Below are 21374 nucleotides of genomic sequence, written 5' to 3'. Positions count from 1 at the left end.
TCACAGTTGCCGAAACATGCGGGAACTTCTTGGCAAGGTATGGCATTTTATGGAAACCGTTTCGCCTTTTCCCGGCAACGGACACGGCATCGCGAAAATGTAGCAGTATTCGGATCAGCTATTTAGCGCTAGCATCGGGGGTTAACTTCTGGGATACCGCTGATATTTATGGCCCGCACACCAATGAAATACTGCTAAGTAAGGCGCTGAAAGGCCGCCGCCAACAGATTTTCCTCGCCACCAAGTTTGGTATTGTGCGAGATGCTGCCGACCCTCGAAAACGCGGAGTTTGCGGCCGACCGGAATACGTTAAACAGGCGGTTGAAGACAGTCTTCAACGCCTCAGCACCGAGTATATTGATCTTTATTATCAACATCGGATGGACCCAGATGTGCCGGTCGAAGAGACCGTTGGCGCTATGGCAGAACTGGTTAAAGCCGGGAAAGTACGTTATCTGGGGCTGAGCGAAGTTGACCCAGAGCGCCTGCGCCGAGCCCATCAAGTGCACCCAATTACCGCTGTGCAAAGTGAATACTCACTGTGGACCCGCGACCCCGAATACGGCGTACTGGATACCTGCCGCGAACTCGGCATAGGTTTTGTGGCCTACAGCCCACTGGGGCGAGGCTTTCTCAGCGGTGCAATTCGCAGTGTGGATGACTTTGATGCCGATGACTATCGCCGCTTTAATCCGAGATTTCAGGGAGAAAACTTCCAGCGCAATCTGGCACTGGTGGATGCAGTGACTGAATTGGCGCATGCGAAAGGCATTACCCCGTCACAACTAGCACTGGCTTGGTTATTGGCGCAGGATCAACATTTAATCCCACTGTTTGGCACCAAACGCCGGAAATATCTGCAAGACAACATCCAAGCGGCAGAGGTAAACCTGTCAGCCGAAGAGTTAGCTGCTATCGATAAAGTTTTCCCCGCCGACAAGGTCGCTGGCAGTCGTTATGCCGCCAATATGATGTCACTGTTACCAAAGGTGCCGCATAAATAGCCGGCATTTTCTCAACGGGCTCAGTAAGCAGGTGACTGAGCCCGCTGCTATCTCTGTGTTATAGCCTCTGTGTTATAGTGCCATCTAAATTGAATGTTTTGGAGCTAACATGACGCGTCCCTATTCAGTGCTGGATTTGGCCCCGGTTGCGGTAAACAGTGATATCGCCACCGCGTTTGCACAGTCTCTGCAACTGGCCCAGCATGCCGAAAGCCTAGGTTATAGCCGCTACTGGCTGGCAGAGCATCACAACATGCCAGGCATAGCCAGTGCCGCAACCTCAGTGCTGTTATGTCATCTGGGCAATGGTACTTCCCATATCCGTTTAGGCTCTGGCGGCATCATGTTGCCCAACCATTCACCGCTGGTGATCGCCGAACAGTTCGGTACGCTGGCAACGCTGTTTGGTGACCGAATCGATCTAGGACTTGGCCGCGCCCCCGGCACCGATCAACTGACAATGCACGCGTTGCGGCGTCAGCCTCAGGCCGCGGTTGACAGTTTTCCGGAAGATGTGGCCGAATTGCAGCATTATTTCAGTGAGGCAAACGGTGCAGTACAAGCGGTGCCTGGAAAAGGTTTACACGTGCCATTGTGGTTACTGGGCTCCAGCCTTTATAGTGCACAATTAGCGGCGCAGATGGGGCTTCCCTTCGCGTTTGCTGCCCACTTTGCCCCGGAAATGATGGTACGAGCATTAACGCTGTATCGCAGTCAATTTCGCCCATCAACCCGCTGGGCTAAACCCTATGCCATGGTGTGTGTCAATCTGGTGGCGGCAGACGATAAACAGCACGCCCATTATCTGTTTAGCTCGGTACAGCAACAATTCCTGCACCTGTACCGTGGCACTGCCGGTAAAATCCCCTTGCCAGTAGCCAAACTGGCAGATGACTGGGAACCACATGAAATCAACGCGATGGAACGCACCTTAAGGTATTCACTGGTGGGCAATAGTGATGATATTCGCCAAGGGATTGATGCATTACTGGCGGAAACCCAAGCCGACGAACTGATGTTCAACGGACCGATTGTCGAGCAGCAAGCCCGCTTACATTCTTTCAGCATCGGCGCAGAGGTGATGCAATCGTTCGCTTAGCCAACGTTCAATGACACGGCGTCACCGGGCTGGAACCGTACGCGGCAATACTCAGTTAAGCGCTGTTTGCTTTCTGAAGAGCAATAAAGCCCCAATCAACTATTGAGTGGCACCGATATAGGTCTATTGGAATAGTCAGACACCACTATTTGTTGCAAGGTTTATTTTATATGCCAATTTCAGCGTGGCTGTCGGTGCTATAGGCAACCCCAAATAGCTATAATTAATTGAATGTAATAAGCTATTTTCCGATAGTTAAAATAATCTTACCCGTTACATGCCCTTTCTCACTAAGTTGATGAGCTTTGGCAATATCGGCCAAGGGAAATTTCTTTTCAATTGGCATCTTAAGCTTATGGCAAGCCAACATCTCGGCTAATGCGCTTAGTGTCAGAGAGGGATTTTCTGGAGGACCTTTACAAAATCTTGCTCCATATTTGATTGCACCAAAGTCAGAAACAGAAACTACCTTGTAAGGATCGCCTACAAGCTCGATCAATTCTGGAATAATTCCCACGCCAGTCACATGCAAAACAGCGTCTATCGTTTTTTCAGTAACACGGCGAATTCTTATGTTGAGTCCATCACCGTGAGTCACAGGCATCGCCCCAAGCGCACGTAAGTAACCACTATTTTTATGACTACAACTCCCCACAACGTTGATTCCATGGGCGAGTGCCAGTTGCACAACAGCAGACCCCACCCCACCAGACGCGCCACTCACAAATAGGGTTTCATCCGCTTGCATCGCCAAATATGCAAGGCTTCTGGATGCCGTTTCAAAAACGACCGGAGTACATGCAGCCAATTCAAAAGACACGTTGGCGGGCAACTCGACCCAATGGGTGAGGACCGCCAATTCAGCTGCCGTATTTCGTCCGAATCCAAATACAGATTTTCCTATCCATGAGTTAGATAAATTTTCACCGACAGCTTCAACAACACCTGAAGCTTCAACACCAACACCTGCTGGAAACGTGAGTTTTTCATACGCTTGATACACCCCCTGTCTGCGTTTCCAATCTGATGGATTAACGCCTGATGCCCGTACTCTAATCAATATTTCAGTTGGGCCGATTGCAGGCGACGGAATATTCACTAAATGCATCGTTTCAACGTCACCATATTCATAAAATTGAATGGCTTTCATAATATAAAATCCGATCAGCTCCGATAAAAAATGTCTAATTTTTTCAAGCATTAGTAAATAGCAATACTGGGAGATGGCCGATTTTATCGATTAGAGCGCCAAGAATTGGCGAAAACACAAATTGCATTAGTGCGCAAATTGACGCCCATAAGCCAACATAGAGTGGAATATCTCCCGAAACATTCATGTCTTGAAGTAACTTCGGCGATATTGGGAATACAATACCAATGCCAGTAGCATCAATAGCTACGGTGATGCAGATGATAAAAAGCAACTTATTCATAGTGCGTTCCTGGAAAAGTTCAGGCAATGCACTCGTAAGCGTCAGCCTGAAGTGGTGCCTGTATTAGGCATTCAGTTAACGCTGGCCGAATAGAGAAACTCTCTAGGCTTATGTGTCACCCATTATTTTTAATGGTGATTTTTCGCGGAGAGTTGAAACTACCGGAAGTTCGGTTGTTTTACAAGCTGAGAATCACTAGCGCTACGGTAGACTTTTTGTGTATGTCTCCAAATAGCTGAAAAGACACATATATGGTACAACAGGCCCCTAAGGTCGAGACACAAATTGCGACATATCCTCATTTGATGTTAGGGCTGATGATATACCTCAAGAAGATTTCTATCCCATAACACTGTCTTCAGCGACTTGTCTGGTGCAATGCCTTGTTATAAGAAAAAGTTCGATTAAAAAAGCTCAGCACTTGTCCACTAACCCTGTCATGCACTTGGGCCCGATCAACTGTGGGGGGATCTGTACACAAGGTTTTCACGTAGGCTTTACCCAAATCAGTGCACTCAGCTAAAAAAGTGTAGTGCCCTGCACCTTCAATTTCGGCGTATTCAGCACCGCTGACAAGAGACGCAACTCTTTTGGCATTTGATGTAGCCAGCGCTACGGTATCTTGTGTTCCCACTATAACAGAGACTGGGATGGTAATTCCTTTCAGACTATCGTCGGTAATCGACTGAACTACCGCGGGCGACAATACCACTGCCGCTTTTATTTGATCGATTTTATAAGAGTCATGCTGCCGTTTCAGCGAAGCTTTGACAATCTCAGAGTCTTTAACTTTGTTAAATTCCTCTTCAATATTGGGAAACTCTACTTGCGAGTCACAGGTGAAGTCCCTTTTATCGCTGTTGCAAAATTTCGCGAATCGGGCCTTGTCGGTAATGCCGCCGATAGCGGTAATTGCCGTGTATCCACCCAACGAAAACCCCAGCACGCCAATGTTCGTCGGGTCGATATAAGGCGACCATTTTTTATCGTTGCTGATTTGCTCCAATACGACAGCGACATCTCGGCTCCGTTCCCACCAAAGGACAAAACCTTCAGCGTATGTTTTAGGCTCTATTGCCGTATTGCCATGATGGTTTATACCGACAACCAGATAGCCGTTTTTAACCAGCTTTTCTGCCAACCACAGCATTTGCAGCGCCGAGCCTCCTGTGCCATGTGACATTAGAATCAAAGGCAACTTTTTTTCTTCTGCTGGAGTGGCATGCCAGATTGCATTTCCCGCAGCAAACAGTTCCTCTCCAGGCAGACCTAACTTAATTGGGGTTGGCGGGGTAACGTGAGTAGGATAAAAAACATGCACAGTAATAGGACGTTGATGTTTTCCATCCCAGGCCATCCGTTGCCCATCGTTTAAATCCAATTTTGCTATGCCAACGTTGACCGCTGCGATGGTCAAACAGGGAAAAAGAGCAATTAACAGACACAAAGTTACTTTCAGATTTTTCAAACTAAGTTCCTTTTAAGCTTTTCAATATCTGGTATCCAAATGTTTGATTACCGCTACAACACAGATTGCTTAGCATGACACATTTCCCGTCGGCACGGGCCACTACCCGATAGTGTCATGGGTTGGTTATGCCACCTACGAAGCCAACCGCTTAGTTTTGAACTAAAAACTCACCAGCTCGCACACTAAAGCCTAACAAAGGTCACATTTCGTGCTACTCTATGGCGACCTGGATCACAGAATTCCAGCTAATCAAACAAGACGCCAATCGAAGGTTCGCTATGGACGATAAAAAACGCCCGCTGTATTTGCCATTTGCGGGTCCTGCACTTCTTGAAGCTCCACTTATTAACAAGGGCAGCGCTTTCACCGAAGAGGAACGGATGTTCTTCAATCTGGATGGATTGCTGCCTTACTACATTGAAACCATTGAGGAACAGGCATCTCGTGCCTATGACCAGTTCCGCAGTTTCAATAACGATCTGGATAAGCACATTTATCTGCGCAATATTCAAGACACCAACGAAACCCTGTTCTACCGTCTGGTACAGAACCACATCAGTGAAATGATGCCGGTTATCTATACACCAACGGTAGGTCTGGCCTGTGAGCGCTTTTCTAAAAACTGGCGCCGCAACCGTGGGTTGTTCCTGTCTTATCCTTATAAAGATCGTATCGACGATATCCTCAATAATTCCACTCGCCATAAAGTAAAAGTAATTGTAATGACCGATGGCGAACGGATCCTGGGTCTTGGGGACCAGGGGATTGGTGGTATGGGGATACCTATCGGGAAACTGTCGCTATATACCAGTTGTGGCGGTATCAGCCCGGCTTATACCTTGCCAATTACGCTAGATGTGGGCACAGATAATCCGCATCTGCTGGAAGATCCCATGTATATGGGCTGGCGCCACAAACGCATTGGCGGCGACGAATACTACGAATTTATCGAAGCCGTCATGCAGGCCATTCACCGCCGCTGGCCCGATACGCTGATCCAGTTTGAGGACTTCGCCCAGAAAAATGCGATGCCAATCCTGGAACGCTACAAAGATAAGTACTGCTGTTTCAACGATGATATTCAGGGCACCGCCGCTGTGACAGTTGGTTCCCTGCTGGCCGCCTGTAAAGCCGCCCACAGTAAACTCAGCGAACAGCGCATTGCCTTCTTAGGTGCAGGCAGTGCGGGCTGTGGTATTGCCGAAGCGATTGTGGCGCAGATGGTATCTGAAGGCATCAGCGACGAACAAGCGCGGCGGCAGGTATTTATGGTGGATCGTTGGGGTCTGTTGCAGGATAACATGCCAAATCTGTTGCCGTTCCAGCAAAAACTGGCACAGAAACGGGACGATATTGAACATTGGCAGAACTTCTGTGACAACATCTCGCTGTTGGATGTGGTCAATAATGCCAAACCTACCGTACTCATTGGTGTGTCTGGGGCGCCGGGGTTGTTTACCGAGGAAATTATCCGCGCCATGCACAGCCACTGTTCGCGGCCGATTATCTTCCCGCTGTCAAACCCCACCAGCCGGGTTGAAGCAACGCCAAAAGATATTCTGCATTGGACCTCAGGTCAGGCACTGGTGGCCACTGGCAGCCCATTTGAACCTGTGGTAATTGACGGTCAGACCTATGAAATTGCCCAGTGTAACAACAGCTATATTTTTCCCGGTATTGGTTTGGGTGTATTGGCGACTGGCGCTAGAAGAGTCACTGACGAAATGTTGATGGCGTCTAGTCGGGCGCTGGCAGAATGTTCGCCGCTCGCCATTAATGGTGAAGGTTCGCTATTGCCTCGACTGGAAGAGATCCATAACGTCAGCAGACACATCGCGTTTGTCGTCGGTAAAACCGCCATCGAACAAGGCCACGCCTTACCAACCACCGATGAATTGTTATTGCAGGCCATAGAAAGTAACTTCTGGTATCCAGAATATCGTCGCTATCGTCGCACATCATTCTGAGTCAACGTTATTATAAAAACAGAACATCTGCGCCATATTGGCAGATGTTCTGTTTTTTATTTTCCGTATTACCGCTTTTTAATTAAATGACAATACTACTCAACTGAGAGCAGCCAACATTTAAAACCTTTCCTTTCAATCTGTTATATCCCAACTCGTCGTTAACATTTCTACATCAATTGTTTTAAATAGAAATAAGTCATTATTATCTTTACACAATATATTGTTTTTAATAGATAAAATAGAAAACAGTAGATAAAATTCTTATCACCAATTTGTTAATTTACTGGTCAATAATTTTGCAATAATTTCACAATATATCCTTGCTAGAGTCATGAAGCGTCAATAACATGCTTGATTGCTTAATAAGCAAACCCAATAAGGAACAAGGATGAAACTCAATAAATCACTTTCGGCCATTGCCTGGTCTATTGCCAGTCTTTATACGGTCGCCGCACATGCAGAAATCCCTACACTGTTTATTTCCGAATACCTTGAAGGCGCTAGCAACAATAAGGCGCTGGAACTCTACAACAACACCAGCAGCAGTTTGCTACTGGATAACTACCGTGTGGAAATCTATGCCAACGGTAAAACCAGTGCCAGTTCCACCATTAAACTGAGCGGCACGCTGGCTGCAGGCAAGACTTATGTGATTGCCAACTCCGCTGCCGTTTTTGCTGACAGCGCCGACCTAACCAGCGGGTCACTGAATTACAACGGCAACGATGCGGTACTGCTCAAGCAGGGTGACACCGTTATCGACAGCATTGGTCAGGTTGGCAACGATCCCGGTAAAGCTTGGGGCAGTGGTGATATCACCACCTTGGATCACGACTTGCGCCGCGCCAGTGCTATAACCGATATTGATCCTACTGATGAATACGATCCGGCCGCCCAATGGTTCAGTTTTGCTAAAGATGATTTTTCAGATCTAGGGATTTTTGGCAATGACAATGGATCTGGTAACGATAACGGAGACACGCCAGTTGTTGAACTCAGCTGTGATGATGACACCGTTGCCATTGGCAGTGTGCAAGGGAGCGGCTTAACCACACCGCTGGCAGACCAACAGGTAGAAATCGCCGGGGTGGTAACGTCTGTATTTCCGGGGTTAAGTGGATTTTATGTGCAGGATGCCGGAGATGCGGATGCGACCACCTCTGACGGTATCTTTATCTATGCTGGCGCAAAAGCCATGGATAATGTCACCGTAGGTGATGTATATGTGATCCGCGGCATCGCAGCTGAGTATTACGATAATACTCAGCTAAAGAATCCTGACTGGAAACAATGTGGTACCGCAAATTTGCCTGCTGCAGTAAACGTAACGTTGCCCGTCAGTGACTTATCGACCCTAGAAGCGCTGGAAGGCATGCTGGTGCATTTTGACAGCCTCACTATTAATGATGTCAATGATCTGGCTAACTATGGCGAGATGACACTGAGCAACGGTCGACGTATGACTCCGACTCAGGTCGCCGAATCCGGTGAGGCTGCTGCCGCAATTTATGATGAAAACCGTCGTAACGCGATTGTGCTGGATGAGGGGGTATCAGGCAAAATTAATGGCACAACACCGCCCTATCCCTATCCTGGTTTTTCTGCCGATAACTCATTACGAGTTGGTGATACCGTCAGCAATATCACCGGGCCACTCTACTACTCGTTCAACCAGTATCATGTATCACCGATAAATACGGTCACATTTGATAGCAGTGTTAACCCACGCAGCGATTACCCCGAACTGTCGAGTGAAGGCAATTTACGGGTTGCCTCGTTTAACGTATTGAACTTCTTTAACGGTGACGGTGCAGGTGCCGGGTTCCCAACCTCGCGTGGCGCATCCACCTATGAAGATTTTCTGAAACAGAAAGCTAAAATTGTCGCCGCACTCAGCAATATGCAAGCCGACGTCATCGGCCTGCTGGAAATCGAAAATGATGGCTATGGTGAACAATCTGCCATTGCTGAATTGACCGCAGCGTTGTCTGAAGCCACGGGGCAGCATTGGGCCTATGTCAATCCTGGTGTGGAGCAGTTGGGTACAGATGTAATTACCAGTGCCTTTATTTATCGCGCAGATGTGGTGACGCCTGTCGGTGCCGCCAAATATCTGGATAAAACCAACTCCATAGTAGATGAAAACGGCGTACCGCTGTTTAACAGCGACAAAATGCGGCCATCACTAGGCCAGACCTTCAAGCTCAACCATGAAAAGGCCATCTTGACTACAGTGATTAACCACCTGCGTTCTAAAGGTGGTAGCTGTGGTACTGGTGATGATGACAATAGTCCTGGCGGCTCTGGAGCCTGTAATGGCACCCGTACCCGCGCAACCACAGCAATTGCGCAATGGGTTGCCGATAACTACGCTGATCAACCAGTGCTATTAATGGGTGACTTTAACGCCTACGCTAAGGAAGACCCGATCCTCACACTGGAAGATAGCGGGTTTGAGCGAGTTGACGATATTGTGGGTAACAGCGACAGCTACAGTTATGTATTTGACGGATTGAGTGGTCAGCTGGACCACGCACTTGCCAACGAAAAATTGGCCAATGCCGTGGTTGCGGTAACCGAATGGCACATTAACGCCGATGAAACATCGTCACTGGAATATGATAACAGCTACGCCGATGGCAGCCTGTTCCGTTCCTCTGATCATGATCCAGTGGTGATGGAATTGGATCTGCGTAAACCGCATGGCGTAGGTCATCACCCGCACGGCCATCATCATGGTTGGGGTTGGGGCTGGAGCCATGGCTATAGCTGGGGCTGGGGCTGGGGCTGGGGCCATGTAAAAGGTAACAGCCATCATTACCAACACTATCCTGACTTTTATGTCTATCGGCGCTAATTGCCCGCGAACACAGCAGCCCCGTCAATGACGGGGCTTTTTTACTGCGGCAAACCTATCACTTGTCGCATGCTATTGAGTAAGCGCCTGTCTGTACGCGCTTTTTTAATTTTACGCACACTTTCCCGCAGCGCTTCTTTGGCAATCCGCGCATAAACGCCTGCATATTCTTGCTCATCAATGCTTCGTTCGCCTTCGGCCTGCTCGGCTAACCGCTGCCCAATCATGCTCAGTTGCAACCAAGCTGCTGCGATATAAAAACCGTGGAAACAGGGTCTTGGTAGCAGTTTACTAGCACTCGCTGGCAGATTTACCCACGCTTCAGCAAACTGGGCATCTTTGTCCGCCAGCAGTTCTTCAAATAGACTGTCATAGGCGTCTTTCAAACCTGCGGGTAACTTATCCATTGGCAATACAGAAGCGCAGATATTGATGGCAGCAGTGTGGGCCTGCTCACGATACTGGGCATCGACTTGACTCATAAAAAACTCCGAAAACCAGAAAATGGGCGGCAGTATAGCACTCAAGTGCCATACAAGGCAGCGTCCTACATTAGGCAGTCACCGCGAGTATTGGTATCATCAGGCTCAGTCTTTTACCGCTGTCCAAACACCATGTCCACTACCGCCATAGATCCTCACTGGTTAAATCAGTTGGCCCGAGATATCAAAACCTGGGGCCAACAGCTGGGTTTTGCCAAAGTGGGGATCTGTGATATCGACTTAAGCGCCGAAGAGCCCAAACTACAGCAGTGGCTAGACGCAGGGTTTCACGGTGAAATGCAGTATATGGCGCAGCATGGCATGATGCGAGCAAGGCCACAGGAGCTGCACCCCGGCACGTTAAGAGTCATCGCGGTACGTATGGATTACCTGCCGCCTGATGCGGGTTTTGCCAGTAATCTTAGCGACCCACAATCAGCCTATATCTCCCGCTACGCCGGTGGTCGCGATTACCACAAATTACTACGCAACCGTTTAAAAAAACTCGGGGAACGGATTAACCAAGCACTGGCTGAGGCCAATCTGGACGATTGTGGCTTTCGGCCATTTGTGGATTCCGCGCCGATATTGGAACGGCCACTAGCCGCCAAAGCCGGTATTGGTTGGACCGGCAAACATTCGCTGTTACTGAGTCGTGAGGCCGGTAGCTGGTTTTTTCTGGGAGAGTTGCTCGTCAATCTGCCCTTACCAGTAGATATTCCGCTAGCTGAGGGCTGTGGCAGTTGCGTAGCCTGTATCACCAGTTGCCCGACCGACGCTATCGTCGCGCCTTATACGGTAGATGCGCGCCGCTGTATTTCCTACCTGACCATTGAACTGGCGGGCGCGATCCCCGAAGAACTGCGCCCGTTGCTGGGCAACCGTATCTATGGCTGTGACGATTGTCAGTTGGTGTGTCCGGTAAATCGTCAGGCACCACTGACCCAAGAAGCCGATTTTTATACGCGCACGTCACTGCAACAACCGCAGTTACTGACCTTGTTGGGCTGGGATGAAGCGACTTTTCTGAAAAATACCGAAGGCAGCGCCATCCGCCGTATCGGTTATGAACGCTGGCAGCGCAATATTGCGGTGGCACTGGGCAACGCCCCAACCAGTGAACAGATTATTCAGGCATTGCGGCAACGCCTGCAAGGGGCGAGCGAGCTGCTGGCGGAACATCTGCACTGGGCCTTGCAACGACAACTACGAGCGACTACTGAGGACGACACCCATCAGCGTAAAACGCAGCGCGTGATACGTGCGGTACAAAAAGGGCTGCCGCGGGATGCCTGAACGGAGCCGTTAGTCGGCAGCGTCCAGTGTAAAGCCTACTTTTACAGTTACCTGCCAGTGCGCGATCACCCCGGCTTCTAAATGACCGCGGGTCTCGATGACTTCGAACCAGCGCAGATTGTGCAGCGACTGCGCGGCAGCAGCGATAGCATTTTTAACGGCGTCATCGGAGCTGATGGGTGATGAACCAGTGAGTTCAATAATCTTGTAGACATGACTCATAACATCCTCCTGAGCATAACAGACCTGCAATAACCTGACCTGAGTATAGTCACAAATAACCCGTGACAGCAGATGTTAACCTTTTGTATATTTCTCAATAGGATAAACAGGAAATGCAGGGAACAGGCATGAATAGTCCACATTCAGGTTTAGGGATTAGTTCTTTTATCGTCAGTCTGGTGGCCGCCATCTTAATTTTTATCACGTTAGTGATTGCCGGAAACTTGGCAAACACCACTCCGGGTGGGCTGGATGAAAACAGCCGTGCGGCAATGGCCATCGGCTTCGCGATTATTGGGTTGGTGTTATTGTCACTGGTGGCGTTGGGTTTAGGTATTGCCGGCCTGTTTCAAAAAGACCGGCAGAAAGTATTTCCCATCTTGGGTACTGTGTTTTCCAGCTTCACCATCCTTGGCACTATCGGTTTGATCCTGTTGGGATTGTCGCTCACCTGAAACGACAAACCATTAGCCCAACTGTCGTCTGAGTTCGCGAGCCGCCGCCACCATATGCCGTAACGCCGGTTCCACTTCTTCCCAGCGGCGAGTTTTCAAGCCGCAGTCAGGGTTTACCCATAACTGGCGCAGCGGGATGCGTTGGGCCGCTTGTTGCATCAGCGCCACCATCTCTGCCACCGTAGGGATATTCGGTGAGTGAATATCGTAAACACCGGGGCCAATTTCATTGGGATAGTCGAATGCTTCGAACACATCCAGCAGTGCCATATGGGAGCGCGAGGTCTCGATGGTGATAACGTCGGCATCCATGGCGGCAATGGCTTCAATGGTGTCGTTAAATTCGCTGTAGCACATATGGGTGTGGATTTGGGTATCATCTCGCGCTACTGACGCGCTGAGACGAAACGCCGCCACCGCCCAATCCAAGTATGTCTTCCAGTCGCTCTGTTTCAGCGGTAAGCCCTCCCGGAATGCCGGCTCATCAATCTGGATGATGCGGATCCCGGCCTGCTGCAAATCCGCCACTTCATCACGGATAGCCAACCCCAGCTGATAGGCGATGGTTTCTTTGGGTAAATCTTCCCGCACAAATGACCAGTGCAAAATCGTGACAGGTCCGGTCAGCATGCCTTTAACCGGTTTATCGGTGAGACTTTGTGCATACTCAGCCCAGGCCAGTGTCATTGGCTGCGGCCGACTGATATCACCATAGATCAACGGCGGTTTAACACAGCGCGAACCATAACTTTGCACCCAGCCAAAACGGGTAAAACCTATCCCTTGCAACTGCTCGCCAAAATACTCCACCATATCGTTACGCTCAGCTTCGCCATGCACCAGTACATCCAGTCCCAGTTTCAACTGACGCTCAATGGTGTCGCGGGTGATCTGTTGCAGTAAACGGGTGTATTCCACGTCCGCCAGCTCGCCACTGCGCCAACGGTTACGCAACTGCCGAACCGCAGCGGTCTGCGGAAAAGATCCTATAGTGGTAGTGGGTAATAACGGTAAGCGTAACGTCGCTTGTTGCTGCACTTGTCGCTGTAAAAAAGCACTTTGGCGCTTGAAGTCCTCGGCACCAAGTGCTGCTAGGCGTGCGGTAACCTTAGCATCCACAGCGGCGGCTTGCTGTGCCCGCCGCTGCTGGCAATGCGCGATAATTGCCTGGGCCGCGTCACTGGTCGGATACTGCAGCAATTGTTGCAACTGCTGTAATTCTGTCAGCTTCTGCCGCGCAAACGCCAAACGGGCTTTCAACTCAGGCGCTAGCTCGGTTTCCAGGGTCAGGTCCACCGGGGTATGCAGCAGAGAACAGGACGGCGCCAACCATAAACGCTCACCCAATTGTTGAGCATAGGGAGCCAATGTTTGTGCCAGCAGATCCAGCTCTGCCGCCCAGACGTTACGACCATTGATCACTCCGGCCGACAACACCTGCGCTGGCCGCAAAGCTTCTGCAAACAGCGGTAGTTGCTCCGGTGCTGTCACCAGATCCAAATGTAATCCCGCCACTGGCAACGCCGAAATCAGCGATTGATGATGTGCTACGCTGCCGTAGTAGCTTGCCAGTAACAGTTTCACCGGAACGGCTTGCAGTGTTACATAAGCGGTTTCATAGGCCTGCTGCCAGTCTGGCGCTAACTCCAGCGCCAGCGCCGGTTCATCCAACTGCACCCACTCAACGCCTAATTCGGCAAACCGTGCCAACAACTGCTGATAGCTTTGCAGTAATGACGGCAACAATTGCAGTTTATCAAACGGTTCACCCACAGTTTTGGCCAGATGCAAAAAGGTTACCGGCCCCAGCAAAACGGGTTTTACCTGATACCCCAGCGCCTGAGCTTCCTGAACTTCCTCAAACAACTGTGGCCAACTGATGCGGAACTGCTGTTCACTGCTCAATTCCGGCACCAAATAGTGGTAATTACTGTTGAAATATTTAGTCATTTCGGCGGCTGCGGCTGGCTGACCGCTGGGCGCGCTACCTCGTGCTACCCGAAATAAAGTATCCAGATCAATCTCGCCCTGACGATGGCGCGGCGGGATCACGCCCAAGGTTGCACTTAAGGTCAGCACCTGATCGTAATAAGCAAAGTCGCCCACTGGCAGTAGGTCAATCCCGGCTTCGGCCTGCCATTGCCAGTGCGTACGCCTAAGTTCAGCCGCTACGGTCAGTAACTGTGGTTGTGTCAGTTCGCCACGCCAATACTGCTCAAGGGCAAACTTCAATTCGCGGCGGCGGCCGATACGGGGGAACCCCAGATTATGTAATGTCATGCTCAAACTTCACTCCTTGCAATAGACAGATGACGCTAAAAACAGCAAATCAATTTAGGCGTCTAGACGTCTGGAAGTTTATTGTGATAGTCTCTGGCTAGGCAAACGAATTGGCTTCAACACCAACATGAGCGAGATTCATACGGGATGAGCATGATAGAACTCAGGCACTTGTGGACATTATTAGCGTTGAAAGAATGTGGCAGTCTGGCCGCAGCGGCCAAAAAACGCTTTGTGACACAGTCGGCACTGTCTCACCAGATTAAGGAACTGGAAACCCGTATTAACTCTTCGGTGTTTATTCGCAAAAGCAAACCCCTGGCGTTTACCGAAGAAGGCACGCGCCTGCTGTTGCTAGCGGAGGAGATCCTGCCCAAAGTGCAAGAAACTGAAAATCTGCTGAAACAAGGCAGCAATAGTACTCACGGACCATTACGGGTGGGGATTGAATGTCACTCCTGTTTCCGTTGGCTAATGCCAGCGATGGAGGCCTTCAAGCATAAATATCCAGAAGCACGACTCGATCTATCTAGCCGTTTTCTGTTTGATTCGCTTGAGGCGTTGGAACAAGGCGAACTGGATTTAGTGCTGACATCGGATCCGGTCGCCAGCCACACGCTCGCCTATCAGCATCTGTTCGAATTTGAGGTTAAGTTAGTGGTCAGCAACGAACATCCACTGGCAAAATTTGACTATGTACTACCACAGCAATTACTCAAACAACCGATTATCAGCTATCCGGTGCCATTAGAGCGGCTGGATCTGTTCCGCTATTTCCTCGAACCTGCGGGCATTGCCCCAGGGCCACAGAAAACCAGTGATTTAACCAACGTGCTGTTACAACGGCTGGCGTGCAATGAAGGAGTAGCTGCATTGCCAAACTGGTCAATGCGCGAGGCACATGGACTCAGTTTGAAAGCGCTACGACTTGGCAAAGAGGGGTTGCGGCGACCGCTGTTCGGCGCTTATCGGCGCAATGCCAGTAACAGCAAACTGATCCAGCATTGGCTGACATTGGTGGCGGATGAAGCGGCTAGCCCGCTAGACAGCCATTAACAACACGCCGAACAATTTAGAGCGAATTCAGCAGCAAACCACGTTGAGCCAAGATGCGTCGTAACACCAGACCGGCAGAGTTAGCATCACGAGTCTGGCGTAAATTATGCGCAATCATAAACTCGTGCTGTAGCTCATCATCCAGACCTAGCGCCTCAAAGGCACCCAGCGTTAGCGATTTCTGCTGGGTATCAATAAGACTCTTGATAATGCTCAGCGGGAAACACTGATCCTGCTCGGCATTGAGGTAGGCAAAAGCGGTCAGTGCAATAACCTGACCGAACACACTGAATAACGCCAGCGTCTGCACTTCATCAGCATCAATGCTCACCCCCTGCATCTGATGCAAGCTATCTACCGCCTCGGTTGCAATAGCCTCCGTCAGCCGCCAGTACCCCTGCACCAACTTGCGATAGGGTTGCGGCAGCTCATCCAGCTTTTCTTTGAGGTAAAAGGTAAAGGCATAACGGTAGATATTGACCTGTCCCAGTCGTACCAAAGCATCTTTTAGACTGCGGTTAGGATGCAGTGATGGCGCCATAGCACAATTACTGCGCCACAGCAGATGGGCAGCTAAGGCGGGATCGGTAGAAACGATATCAATGACATTGCGAATATCACCGTCAGCAATAATCGCTTTCTTCAGCGGCACCAAGGTAGCACGCCGACCCAGCACCTGCTCCTCATTGGCGATAATTGCCCTGACCTCTGCGAAAACTTGCTGCTCAAGATCTGTCATAGAGAATTTAACCTGTTGTTATCAGGACGAGAGGTCCATTTTTTTACAAAAGATTTACCCACAAATGCCACCCAAGGGTCAAGCCCATTTCAACGATTTTAGACATGTCATTGCCAATCAGAAAGCTCCGGCATGTTGAAGCTTGCGGTAGATCGCCGCCGCCAACTGTTGATAACCTGCAGCATTCAAATGGACGGTATCAGATTTCAACGCTGGAGAAGACAGTAATCCACTCAGCACATCGTTCATAAATAAACTATCATTCTGTTTTGCAAGCGTTTTATAAAATGGTGCGGGTTGCAGAAAAACGTTTTTCTGTGGCACAGAGATCAACAACACCGGTACCGCCATACTCTGCGCATCCAATAACATCTGCTGCAGGTTATCTTGGATCTGCTGTGGTGGCACACCTTGTAAAATATCGTTACCACCTTCGAGCAAAATCAGCAGATCCGGCTGCATTTCATCTAATAGCGCTGGCAACCTTTTACGACCTTCGGCAGTTTGTTCGCCAGAAACCCCAGCATTAACAACTTCGCACCCACACAGTTTAGCCAACTGTGTCGGATAATCCTCATCTTTAGCAGCACCTTTCCCGGCAGTAAGGCTGTCACCAAACGCCAGAATGCGCCCCGTGGGTCCAAGATAGGGTAATGATGGTTCTGAGCAGGCGCTCAAACCCAACAGCAAGAAAAGAGATAAGGCAACACGCGGTAGCATAAGCATCTCCATTGCAATGATTGCCAGCATGGCTCCATCATGCGCATAAAAAAACCAGCAAGCAAGCCCATTTAGCTATCAACACTTGCCATAGGTTTTAACCCATTTGGCTGTAGAAGTGTTGACACAAATCGGCACTACTGTGCTTAAAACTCGGCGGCTTTATGCTGAAAATCGAGATGAAAGGAATACAGCCCAAACTCTGGTTAGAAAGTGGTGAGCTACCGCGCTCACACTGTGGCCAAGGGGGGATGCTCGGCCCTCGAACGACATCCTTGTCTTACGGCCAGCTCGCCATGCTTGGCTCACGCTCATAAGCTCACTCATCGACGATAAGTATTTGCCCTTATAATCCCTAAAGACGCCCCCACGTTGCTGACAACTCCTCGGGTTTATGGTGAAAATGGCTACACTCAGGATTCGCGGCCAATCAACCTATCTATCCGTTTGATGTTGTGCTTTGGTGCCACGGCGACAGCGATATTATGGCCAAGTTGAATCAGTACAGTTGATTGTTATCCAGCAATACTGCTGTTGCAACCATCAGAGAATTAAGCTGTTTTTGATGCATTTACGGACATTGCTTTTTGAGTAAATAGTGTAAGATGTGGACATCACTTATGGCGTTGGGTCTGCTAGTTTTTTGGCGAAATCAATTAAATCAATCAACACCATGCGGGTCTACTGAATTGAATAAAAAGGGAATTATCTGGGGATTCCCCAGCGTTGGTGTTATACGAATTTAAAATACAAACCGGGCAATTAAGCCCGGTTTGTATTGATTACCGTGACTCAGTTCAGAAGCGGTAGTTGATGCTGGCTTTTACACTGCGGCCGTCACCGACATAGTAGCCATTGCCCCAACTGCTGTAATAGCCGGAGCTGACGTAATCCTTGTCAAACAGGTTGTCGATACGCAGACTGGCTAGCCAGGCGTTACGGCGGTAGTTTAGCGCCAGATTACCCAGCCAGTAGCTATCAATCTGTGCCCCTTCGTTGGCATCATCACCTTCCATATAACGTTTACCAAGGTATTGCGCCTCTAGGTACAGCTGCCAGTGACGGGTCATATCAATGCTGGTGTAAGCACGGCCAGCATGTTTGGCAACCCAGGACAGCTGTTTACCATCATTAGCCCCAGCGGTGAACTCGGCATCCACATAGTGGTATTCGGCCCCTAACTGCCACAGACTGAACGGTTGCCAGGCCCATGACACATCGGCGCCATAGCGGCGGGATTTATCGGCATTAACATTGGCACCATCGAACAGGCCACCCACAGGTTTTGCAGCGCTCATGTCATAAACAATTTCATCTTCTAGCTTAAGCCGGTACAGTTTCACGCCCAACTGCTGGGTACTGGCCTGCCAGTCCCATCCCGCTTCTATTGAGTCACCGGTTTGTGGTTTCAGGCCATTCACCCCTGGCGAGGTATAAGCCTGTTCATCGACTTTAGCAAAGCGGAAATTTTGATCGGCCCGCAGATAAAAACGCTGACTGGTGGTGGGACGATAGTTGACCCCCAACTCCAGCGCATGAGCATGTTCATCCAGCACAGTGCCATCGGCATACACTGCTGCGTCACGCAGTTCATCCTTCACCTTGGCATAGCGACCACCCACCACATATTCCAGTGTGGAAGTTAACGGCACTGTGGCTTGGGCGTATGCACTGGTCATGGTCTGCGTATTGCTGCGGTTGGTGCTTGTGAGATCAAAATCGGCTTCGCCGCGATGCAGATCGGCGCCTAACACCCATTTCAGATTGCCCACGTTAGTGGCGTAATTCGCTAGGAATTTGGGGTTGAATTCCAGCAATGAACGGCTATTCTGGCCGCGACTGCCATAGTTGACACTACTTACCTGCGAGTCACTGTAGTTGAGATCGGCTACCATCTGCCAATGTGTGTCTAACTTCTGTTGTAACTGAGCGCGCCAGGCATCGGTCATTTCATGAAGGTAATCATCAGGCTGATAGATGGATGCCTGCCGTGGGTTACTATGCAGTTGCTCTTCGGTCAATGCACCGGGATTTTCACGCTTGTTGTCGTAATAACTGCCTTCAACGAAAAACTGCCGTTCATCGGTACGATATTGCAGTCGTCCCAGCAGTGAGCCGGTATGATTGGCATTGTGATCACGGTAATTATCGCTGCGGTTATAGGCACCTGACAGGTAGTAGCGCCAGTTATCACTGACGCTGCCAGCCACATCGCCACGACCTTCTGCGGTATTGAAACTGCCAGCCGCCAACGCCACATTTCCTCCCGTGGCTTGCGGTGCTTTGGTGACAATATTAATCACCCCGCCCACGGCCTGATCGCCGTATAACACGCCAGCACTGCCAGAGAGGATTTCTACCCGCTCTATCTGACTAAGCGGTATGGCGCTAAGACTGGCAGCCGCGATATCCATATTGTTGAGGCGACGCCCGTCCAGCAGGATCAAGGTGTTATTCGCCGCTTGAGTGCCACTAAAGCCACGCATTGCCAGCGTTGGCCCGGTGTTGCTATCTGACACCTGAATGCCACTGCGCCCCCGCAGCAACTCTGTCAGTGACGTCACACCACTTTGCTCAATCTCGGCAGCATCAATCACGGTAACATTGGCGGCAATATCCAATGGCGTTTCTGCCTGACGGCCAATCACGACGATAGTGTCATCAATTTTCTGGGGTTCGGCATAGACGGTGCCGCTGATGGCGATGCTGCAAAGCAGCGCCAGAGAAGAAGGTTTGAATCCCATTTCCTTAGCTCCTTAAGGGAACGGGGCAAGATGCCACGGCAGAAGCACTAGCCCTGCCGCATTTCGCGATATGCCCACCGAAATCAGCGAAATCCCTTCAGGGCCGGTCTCCGGACTTTGGCTATGCAGCAATCAATGCTGCGCGACAAGCGACTTTAAACGTCTCCATTTTGCAGAAACGCGCCGTTGTCTCACCATTTACCGTTGCGGGGGCAGTGCCGGAATTACGCCGGCTTCCCGATTATCCCAACCAGTAATCGTTGGGCACCACAGAAGGTTGACGAGTATTATCCCTCGGTTGAGGGACGGGCATTATAGACATCTAGGCGTATAAAAGTCTAACTGACAACCATGACTCACCGATAAAAAAAGCAGACAGATGTCTGCTTTTGAAGAACTGGGCGGGCTTATTCAATCGCCACATCCAAGGCTTTGGGATTGCTACCATACTCGTTTTCACCGGCATCACTGTCTTGGCACAGAAAAACTATCAGCACAATCCAGCCAACAACCGGGATCAACCATAGCAGTTGCCACCAGCCACTGCGGCTGGTGTCATGCAGACGGCGCGCTGTGACCGCCAGCGATGGCAGCAGTAACACCAACCCGTAAACGATACCCAACCATTTGGAATTACCCGCAACATCAATTGCCGAAATAATCAGTGAAATGATGTTGTAGATCAGCACATACATCCAGAAATTGCGGCGACGGCAGCGACCGGTAAAATCAGCATAACGCCGGATCGGGTCTAAAAAGTAATCCATGATAACTCCTGTTTTAATGATTACCTGGCTCGGCAGGCTTGTCCTGTTAAGCAATAAATATTAGCTAATTCAAATGGATATTTTTATTAGTGGGCTTACTTTATCACAAGAGGAATTGTTTAAAATCTGTTGCCTGCGAAATTTTAATCCCGGTAATGCTAACTGAGGTAAAAAAAGCCGCAATTGCGGCTTTTAGTCAAAAGCTGAACAGATGATCAGTGAGCAGAATGTTCGCTACGTCTTTCTTTGAGTTTTTCGGCAAACTCTTTTTGCAATTCGGTCATCTTCGGCAATATGGATGCCATAAAAGACTGCGAGGCAGCCATACTTTCCTGCATCACCTGTGGCATTTTAGCCACCATAGAGCGGCCACTCTCACTGGCATAAAAGGCGGCCATATCGGCAATTTCCTTGTCAGTGTAATGCTTGACATAGATATCCACCAGCGGCTGCTTCATCTTGTCCCAGCTCAGTTCCTCACGCATCATTTTGGTGTATTTATGCGCAAATTCTTCAAACAAGGGCTTTTCATCTTCGCTAATATTGAGCTGCTTTTGCATATTCAACAGCATCTGTTCCATCTGGTCGTACATGCTGTTGAGGGTGGTGTCCATGTGCATTTCTAACAGCAACTGCTCGACCTGCGCTCGGCGATTGTTCTCATCGGCGTGAGTGAGGGGCGCCAACAGCAAAGATGCGCCTAACAGCACAACGGCCAAACTTTTATGTGATTTCATTAAGTGCCTCCATGGCATATAAAAACAGCAGGCAATCTAGCA

The 21374-nt window shown here is 49.7% G+C and carries 18 protein-coding genes, 1 pseudogene and 1 riboswitch; of the genes and pseudogenes, 7 read left to right on the top strand and 12 right to left on the bottom strand.

Going from position 1 to position 21374, the window contains the following annotated elements:
* Nucleotides 1-107 precede the first annotated feature (107 nt).
* Nucleotides 108-1004 (top strand): aldo/keto reductase, encoded by an 897-nt coding sequence (locus tag IE064_RS10950; protein ID WP_229799982.1) that lies wholly within the window; start codon nucleotides 108-110, stop codon nucleotides 1002-1004.
* 109 nt (nucleotides 1005-1113) lie between these two features.
* A complete protein-coding gene (locus IE064_RS10945) occupies nucleotides 1114-2103 on the top strand; it encodes an LLM class flavin-dependent oxidoreductase (RefSeq protein ID WP_189617846.1) in 990 nt (329 codons plus the stop codon).
* A gap of 241 nt (nucleotides 2104-2344) precedes the next feature.
* Here IE064_RS10945 and IE064_RS10940 read toward each other — a convergent pair whose 3' ends face one another.
* The 3 genes from IE064_RS10940 to IE064_RS10930 all read right to left on the bottom strand — a co-directional run bounded on the left by IE064_RS10940 (nucleotide 2345) and on the right by IE064_RS10930 (nucleotide 5004).
* Nucleotides 2345-3253, bottom strand: coding sequence for an NADP-dependent oxidoreductase (locus tag IE064_RS10940; RefSeq protein ID WP_189617845.1), 909 nt, complete (start codon nucleotides 3251-3253; stop codon nucleotides 2345-2347).
* A 43-nt stretch (nucleotides 3254-3296) separates the two neighbouring features.
* Nucleotides 3297-3563, bottom strand: coding sequence for an MFS transporter (locus IE064_RS10935; protein ID WP_268244755.1), 267 nt, complete (start codon nucleotides 3561-3563; stop codon nucleotides 3297-3299).
* A gap of 331 nt (nucleotides 3564-3894) precedes the next feature.
* Nucleotides 3895-5004 (bottom strand): alpha/beta hydrolase family protein, encoded by a 1110-nt coding sequence (locus tag IE064_RS10930; protein WP_189617843.1) that lies wholly within the window; start codon nucleotides 5002-5004, stop codon nucleotides 3895-3897.
* Between the two features lie 281 nt (nucleotides 5005-5285).
* Between IE064_RS10930 and IE064_RS10925 the strand changes: the two genes are divergently transcribed.
* Nucleotides 5286-6974 (top strand): NAD-dependent malic enzyme, encoded by a 1689-nt coding sequence (locus IE064_RS10925; RefSeq protein WP_133039269.1) that lies wholly within the window; start codon nucleotides 5286-5288, stop codon nucleotides 6972-6974.
* Between the two features lie 391 nt (nucleotides 6975-7365).
* On the top strand, nucleotides 7366-9834 hold the full coding sequence (locus IE064_RS10920; protein ID WP_189617842.1) for an ExeM/NucH family extracellular endonuclease: 2469 nt from the start codon (nucleotides 7366-7368) through the stop codon (nucleotides 9832-9834).
* Between the two features lie 41 nt (nucleotides 9835-9875).
* Here the strand turns inward: IE064_RS10920 and IE064_RS10915 are convergent, their stop codons facing one another.
* Nucleotides 9876-10316 carry a DUF3069 domain-containing protein gene (locus tag IE064_RS10915; RefSeq protein ID WP_189617841.1) on the bottom strand — a complete coding sequence of 147 codons (441 nt, stop codon included), beginning with the start codon at nucleotides 10314-10316 and terminating at the stop codon, nucleotides 9876-9878.
* Nucleotides 10317-10448: 132 nt separating this feature from the next.
* Here IE064_RS10915 and queG point away from each other — a divergent pair, with 132 nt between their 5' ends.
* Nucleotides 10449-11612: a tRNA epoxyqueuosine(34) reductase QueG gene (gene queG / locus IE064_RS10910; protein ID WP_189617840.1), complete on the top strand. Its 1164-nt coding sequence runs from the start codon at nucleotides 10449-10451 to the stop codon at nucleotides 11610-11612.
* Between the two features lie 9 nt (nucleotides 11613-11621).
* On the opposite strand, the gene IE064_RS10905 is transcribed toward queG, so the two are convergent.
* Nucleotides 11622-11834: a dodecin gene (locus IE064_RS10905; RefSeq protein ID WP_133039273.1), complete on the bottom strand. Its 213-nt coding sequence runs from the start codon at nucleotides 11832-11834 to the stop codon at nucleotides 11622-11624.
* A 128-nt stretch (nucleotides 11835-11962) separates the two neighbouring features.
* On the opposite strand from IE064_RS10905, the gene IE064_RS10900 reads away from it, so the two are divergent.
* Nucleotides 11963-12289, top strand: a complete 327-nt coding sequence (locus IE064_RS10900; RefSeq protein WP_189617839.1) for a hypothetical protein — start codon at nucleotides 11963-11965, stop codon at nucleotides 12287-12289.
* A gap of 12 nt (nucleotides 12290-12301) precedes the next feature.
* Here IE064_RS10900 and metE read toward each other — a convergent pair whose 3' ends face one another.
* A complete protein-coding gene (metE, locus tag IE064_RS10895) occupies nucleotides 12302-14569 on the bottom strand; it encodes a 5-methyltetrahydropteroyltriglutamate--homocysteine S-methyltransferase (protein WP_189617838.1) in 2268 nt (755 codons plus the stop codon).
* A 153-nt stretch (nucleotides 14570-14722) separates the two neighbouring features.
* Here metE and IE064_RS10890 point away from each other — a divergent pair, with 153 nt between their 5' ends.
* Nucleotides 14723-15625, top strand: coding sequence for a LysR family transcriptional regulator (locus IE064_RS10890; RefSeq protein WP_189617837.1), 903 nt, complete (start codon nucleotides 14723-14725; stop codon nucleotides 15623-15625).
* A gap of 16 nt (nucleotides 15626-15641) precedes the next feature.
* On the opposite strand, the gene IE064_RS10885 is transcribed toward IE064_RS10890, so the two are convergent.
* From IE064_RS10885 to IE064_RS10860, 6 genes and pseudogenes are all read right to left on the bottom strand, one after another.
* Complete coding sequence (locus IE064_RS10885) at nucleotides 15642-16364, bottom strand: HDOD domain-containing protein (RefSeq protein WP_133039276.1); 723 nt, start codon at nucleotides 16362-16364, stop codon at nucleotides 15642-15644.
* Nucleotides 16365-16481: 117 nt separating this feature from the next.
* Entirely contained in the window at nucleotides 16482-17084 is a 603-nt protein-coding gene (locus IE064_RS10880; RefSeq protein WP_229799979.1) for a GDSL-type esterase/lipase family protein, read from the bottom strand.
* 425 nt (nucleotides 17085-17509) lie between these two features.
* Nucleotides 17510-17655: pseudogene (locus tag IE064_RS10875) on the bottom strand (IS4 family transposase); the annotation flags it as partial.
* 226 nt (nucleotides 17656-17881) lie between these two features.
* Nucleotides 17882-19828, bottom strand: coding sequence for a TonB-dependent receptor (locus tag IE064_RS10870; RefSeq protein WP_189617836.1), 1947 nt, complete (start codon nucleotides 19826-19828; stop codon nucleotides 17882-17884).
* Between the two features lie 84 nt (nucleotides 19829-19912).
* A riboswitch (cobalamin riboswitch) is annotated at nucleotides 19913-20115 on the bottom strand.
* 120 nt (nucleotides 20116-20235) lie between these two features.
* Nucleotides 20236-20595, bottom strand: coding sequence for a DUF805 domain-containing protein (locus IE064_RS10865; RefSeq protein WP_189617835.1), 360 nt, complete (start codon nucleotides 20593-20595; stop codon nucleotides 20236-20238).
* Between the two features lie 215 nt (nucleotides 20596-20810).
* Nucleotides 20811-21332 carry a DUF2059 domain-containing protein gene (locus tag IE064_RS10860; RefSeq protein ID WP_165900125.1) on the bottom strand — a complete coding sequence of 174 codons (522 nt, stop codon included), beginning with the start codon at nucleotides 21330-21332 and terminating at the stop codon, nucleotides 20811-20813.
* Nucleotides 21333-21374 lie beyond the last annotated feature (42 nt).

It is taken from the genome of Shewanella fodinae (genome assembly GCF_014651955.1).
GTDB lineage: Bacteria > Pseudomonadota > Gammaproteobacteria > Enterobacterales > Shewanellaceae > Shewanella > Shewanella fodinae.
The sequence above is the reverse complement of the archived record's forward strand: the minus strand, read 5'-3'. Positions and strand labels throughout refer to the sequence as shown.

Coding starts and splice junctions, on each gene's coding strand:
- IE064_RS10945 (WP_189617846.1), top strand. CDS start 1,114: ATGACGCGTCCCTATTCAGTGCTGGATTTGGCCCCGGTTGCGGTAAAC.
- IE064_RS10940 (WP_189617845.1), bottom strand. CDS start 3,253: ATGAAAGCCATTCAATTTTATGAATATGGTGACGTTGAAACGATGCAT.
- IE064_RS10925 (WP_133039269.1), top strand. CDS start 5,286: ATGGACGATAAAAAACGCCCGCTGTATTTGCCATTTGCGGGTCCTGCA.
- IE064_RS10920 (WP_189617842.1), top strand. CDS start 7,366: ATGAAACTCAATAAATCACTTTCGGCCATTGCCTGGTCTATTGCCAGT.
- IE064_RS10915 (WP_189617841.1), bottom strand. CDS start 10,316: ATGAGTCAAGTCGATGCCCAGTATCGTGAGCAGGCCCACACTGCTGCC.
- queG (WP_189617840.1), top strand. CDS start 10,449: ATGTCCACTACCGCCATAGATCCTCACTGGTTAAATCAGTTGGCCCGA.
- IE064_RS10905 (WP_133039273.1), bottom strand. CDS start 11,834: ATGAGTCATGTCTACAAGATTATTGAACTCACTGGTTCATCACCCATC.
- IE064_RS10900 (WP_189617839.1), top strand. CDS start 11,963: ATGAATAGTCCACATTCAGGTTTAGGGATTAGTTCTTTTATCGTCAGT.
- metE (WP_189617838.1), bottom strand. CDS start 14,569: ATGACATTACATAATCTGGGGTTCCCCCGTATCGGCCGCCGCCGCGAA.
- IE064_RS10890 (WP_189617837.1), top strand. CDS start 14,723: ATGATAGAACTCAGGCACTTGTGGACATTATTAGCGTTGAAAGAATGT.
- IE064_RS10885 (WP_133039276.1), bottom strand. CDS start 16,364: ATGACAGATCTTGAGCAGCAAGTTTTCGCAGAGGTCAGGGCAATTATC.
- IE064_RS10880 (WP_229799979.1), bottom strand. CDS start 17,084: ATGCTACCGCGTGTTGCCTTATCTCTTTTCTTGCTGTTGGGTTTGAGC.
- IE064_RS10870 (WP_189617836.1), bottom strand. CDS start 19,828: ATGGGATTCAAACCTTCTTCTCTGGCGCTGCTTTGCAGCATCGCCATC.
- IE064_RS10865 (WP_189617835.1), bottom strand. CDS start 20,595: ATGGATTACTTTTTAGACCCGATCCGGCGTTATGCTGATTTTACCGGT.
- IE064_RS10860 (WP_165900125.1), bottom strand. CDS start 21,332: ATGAAATCACATAAAAGTTTGGCCGTTGTGCTGTTAGGCGCATCTTTG.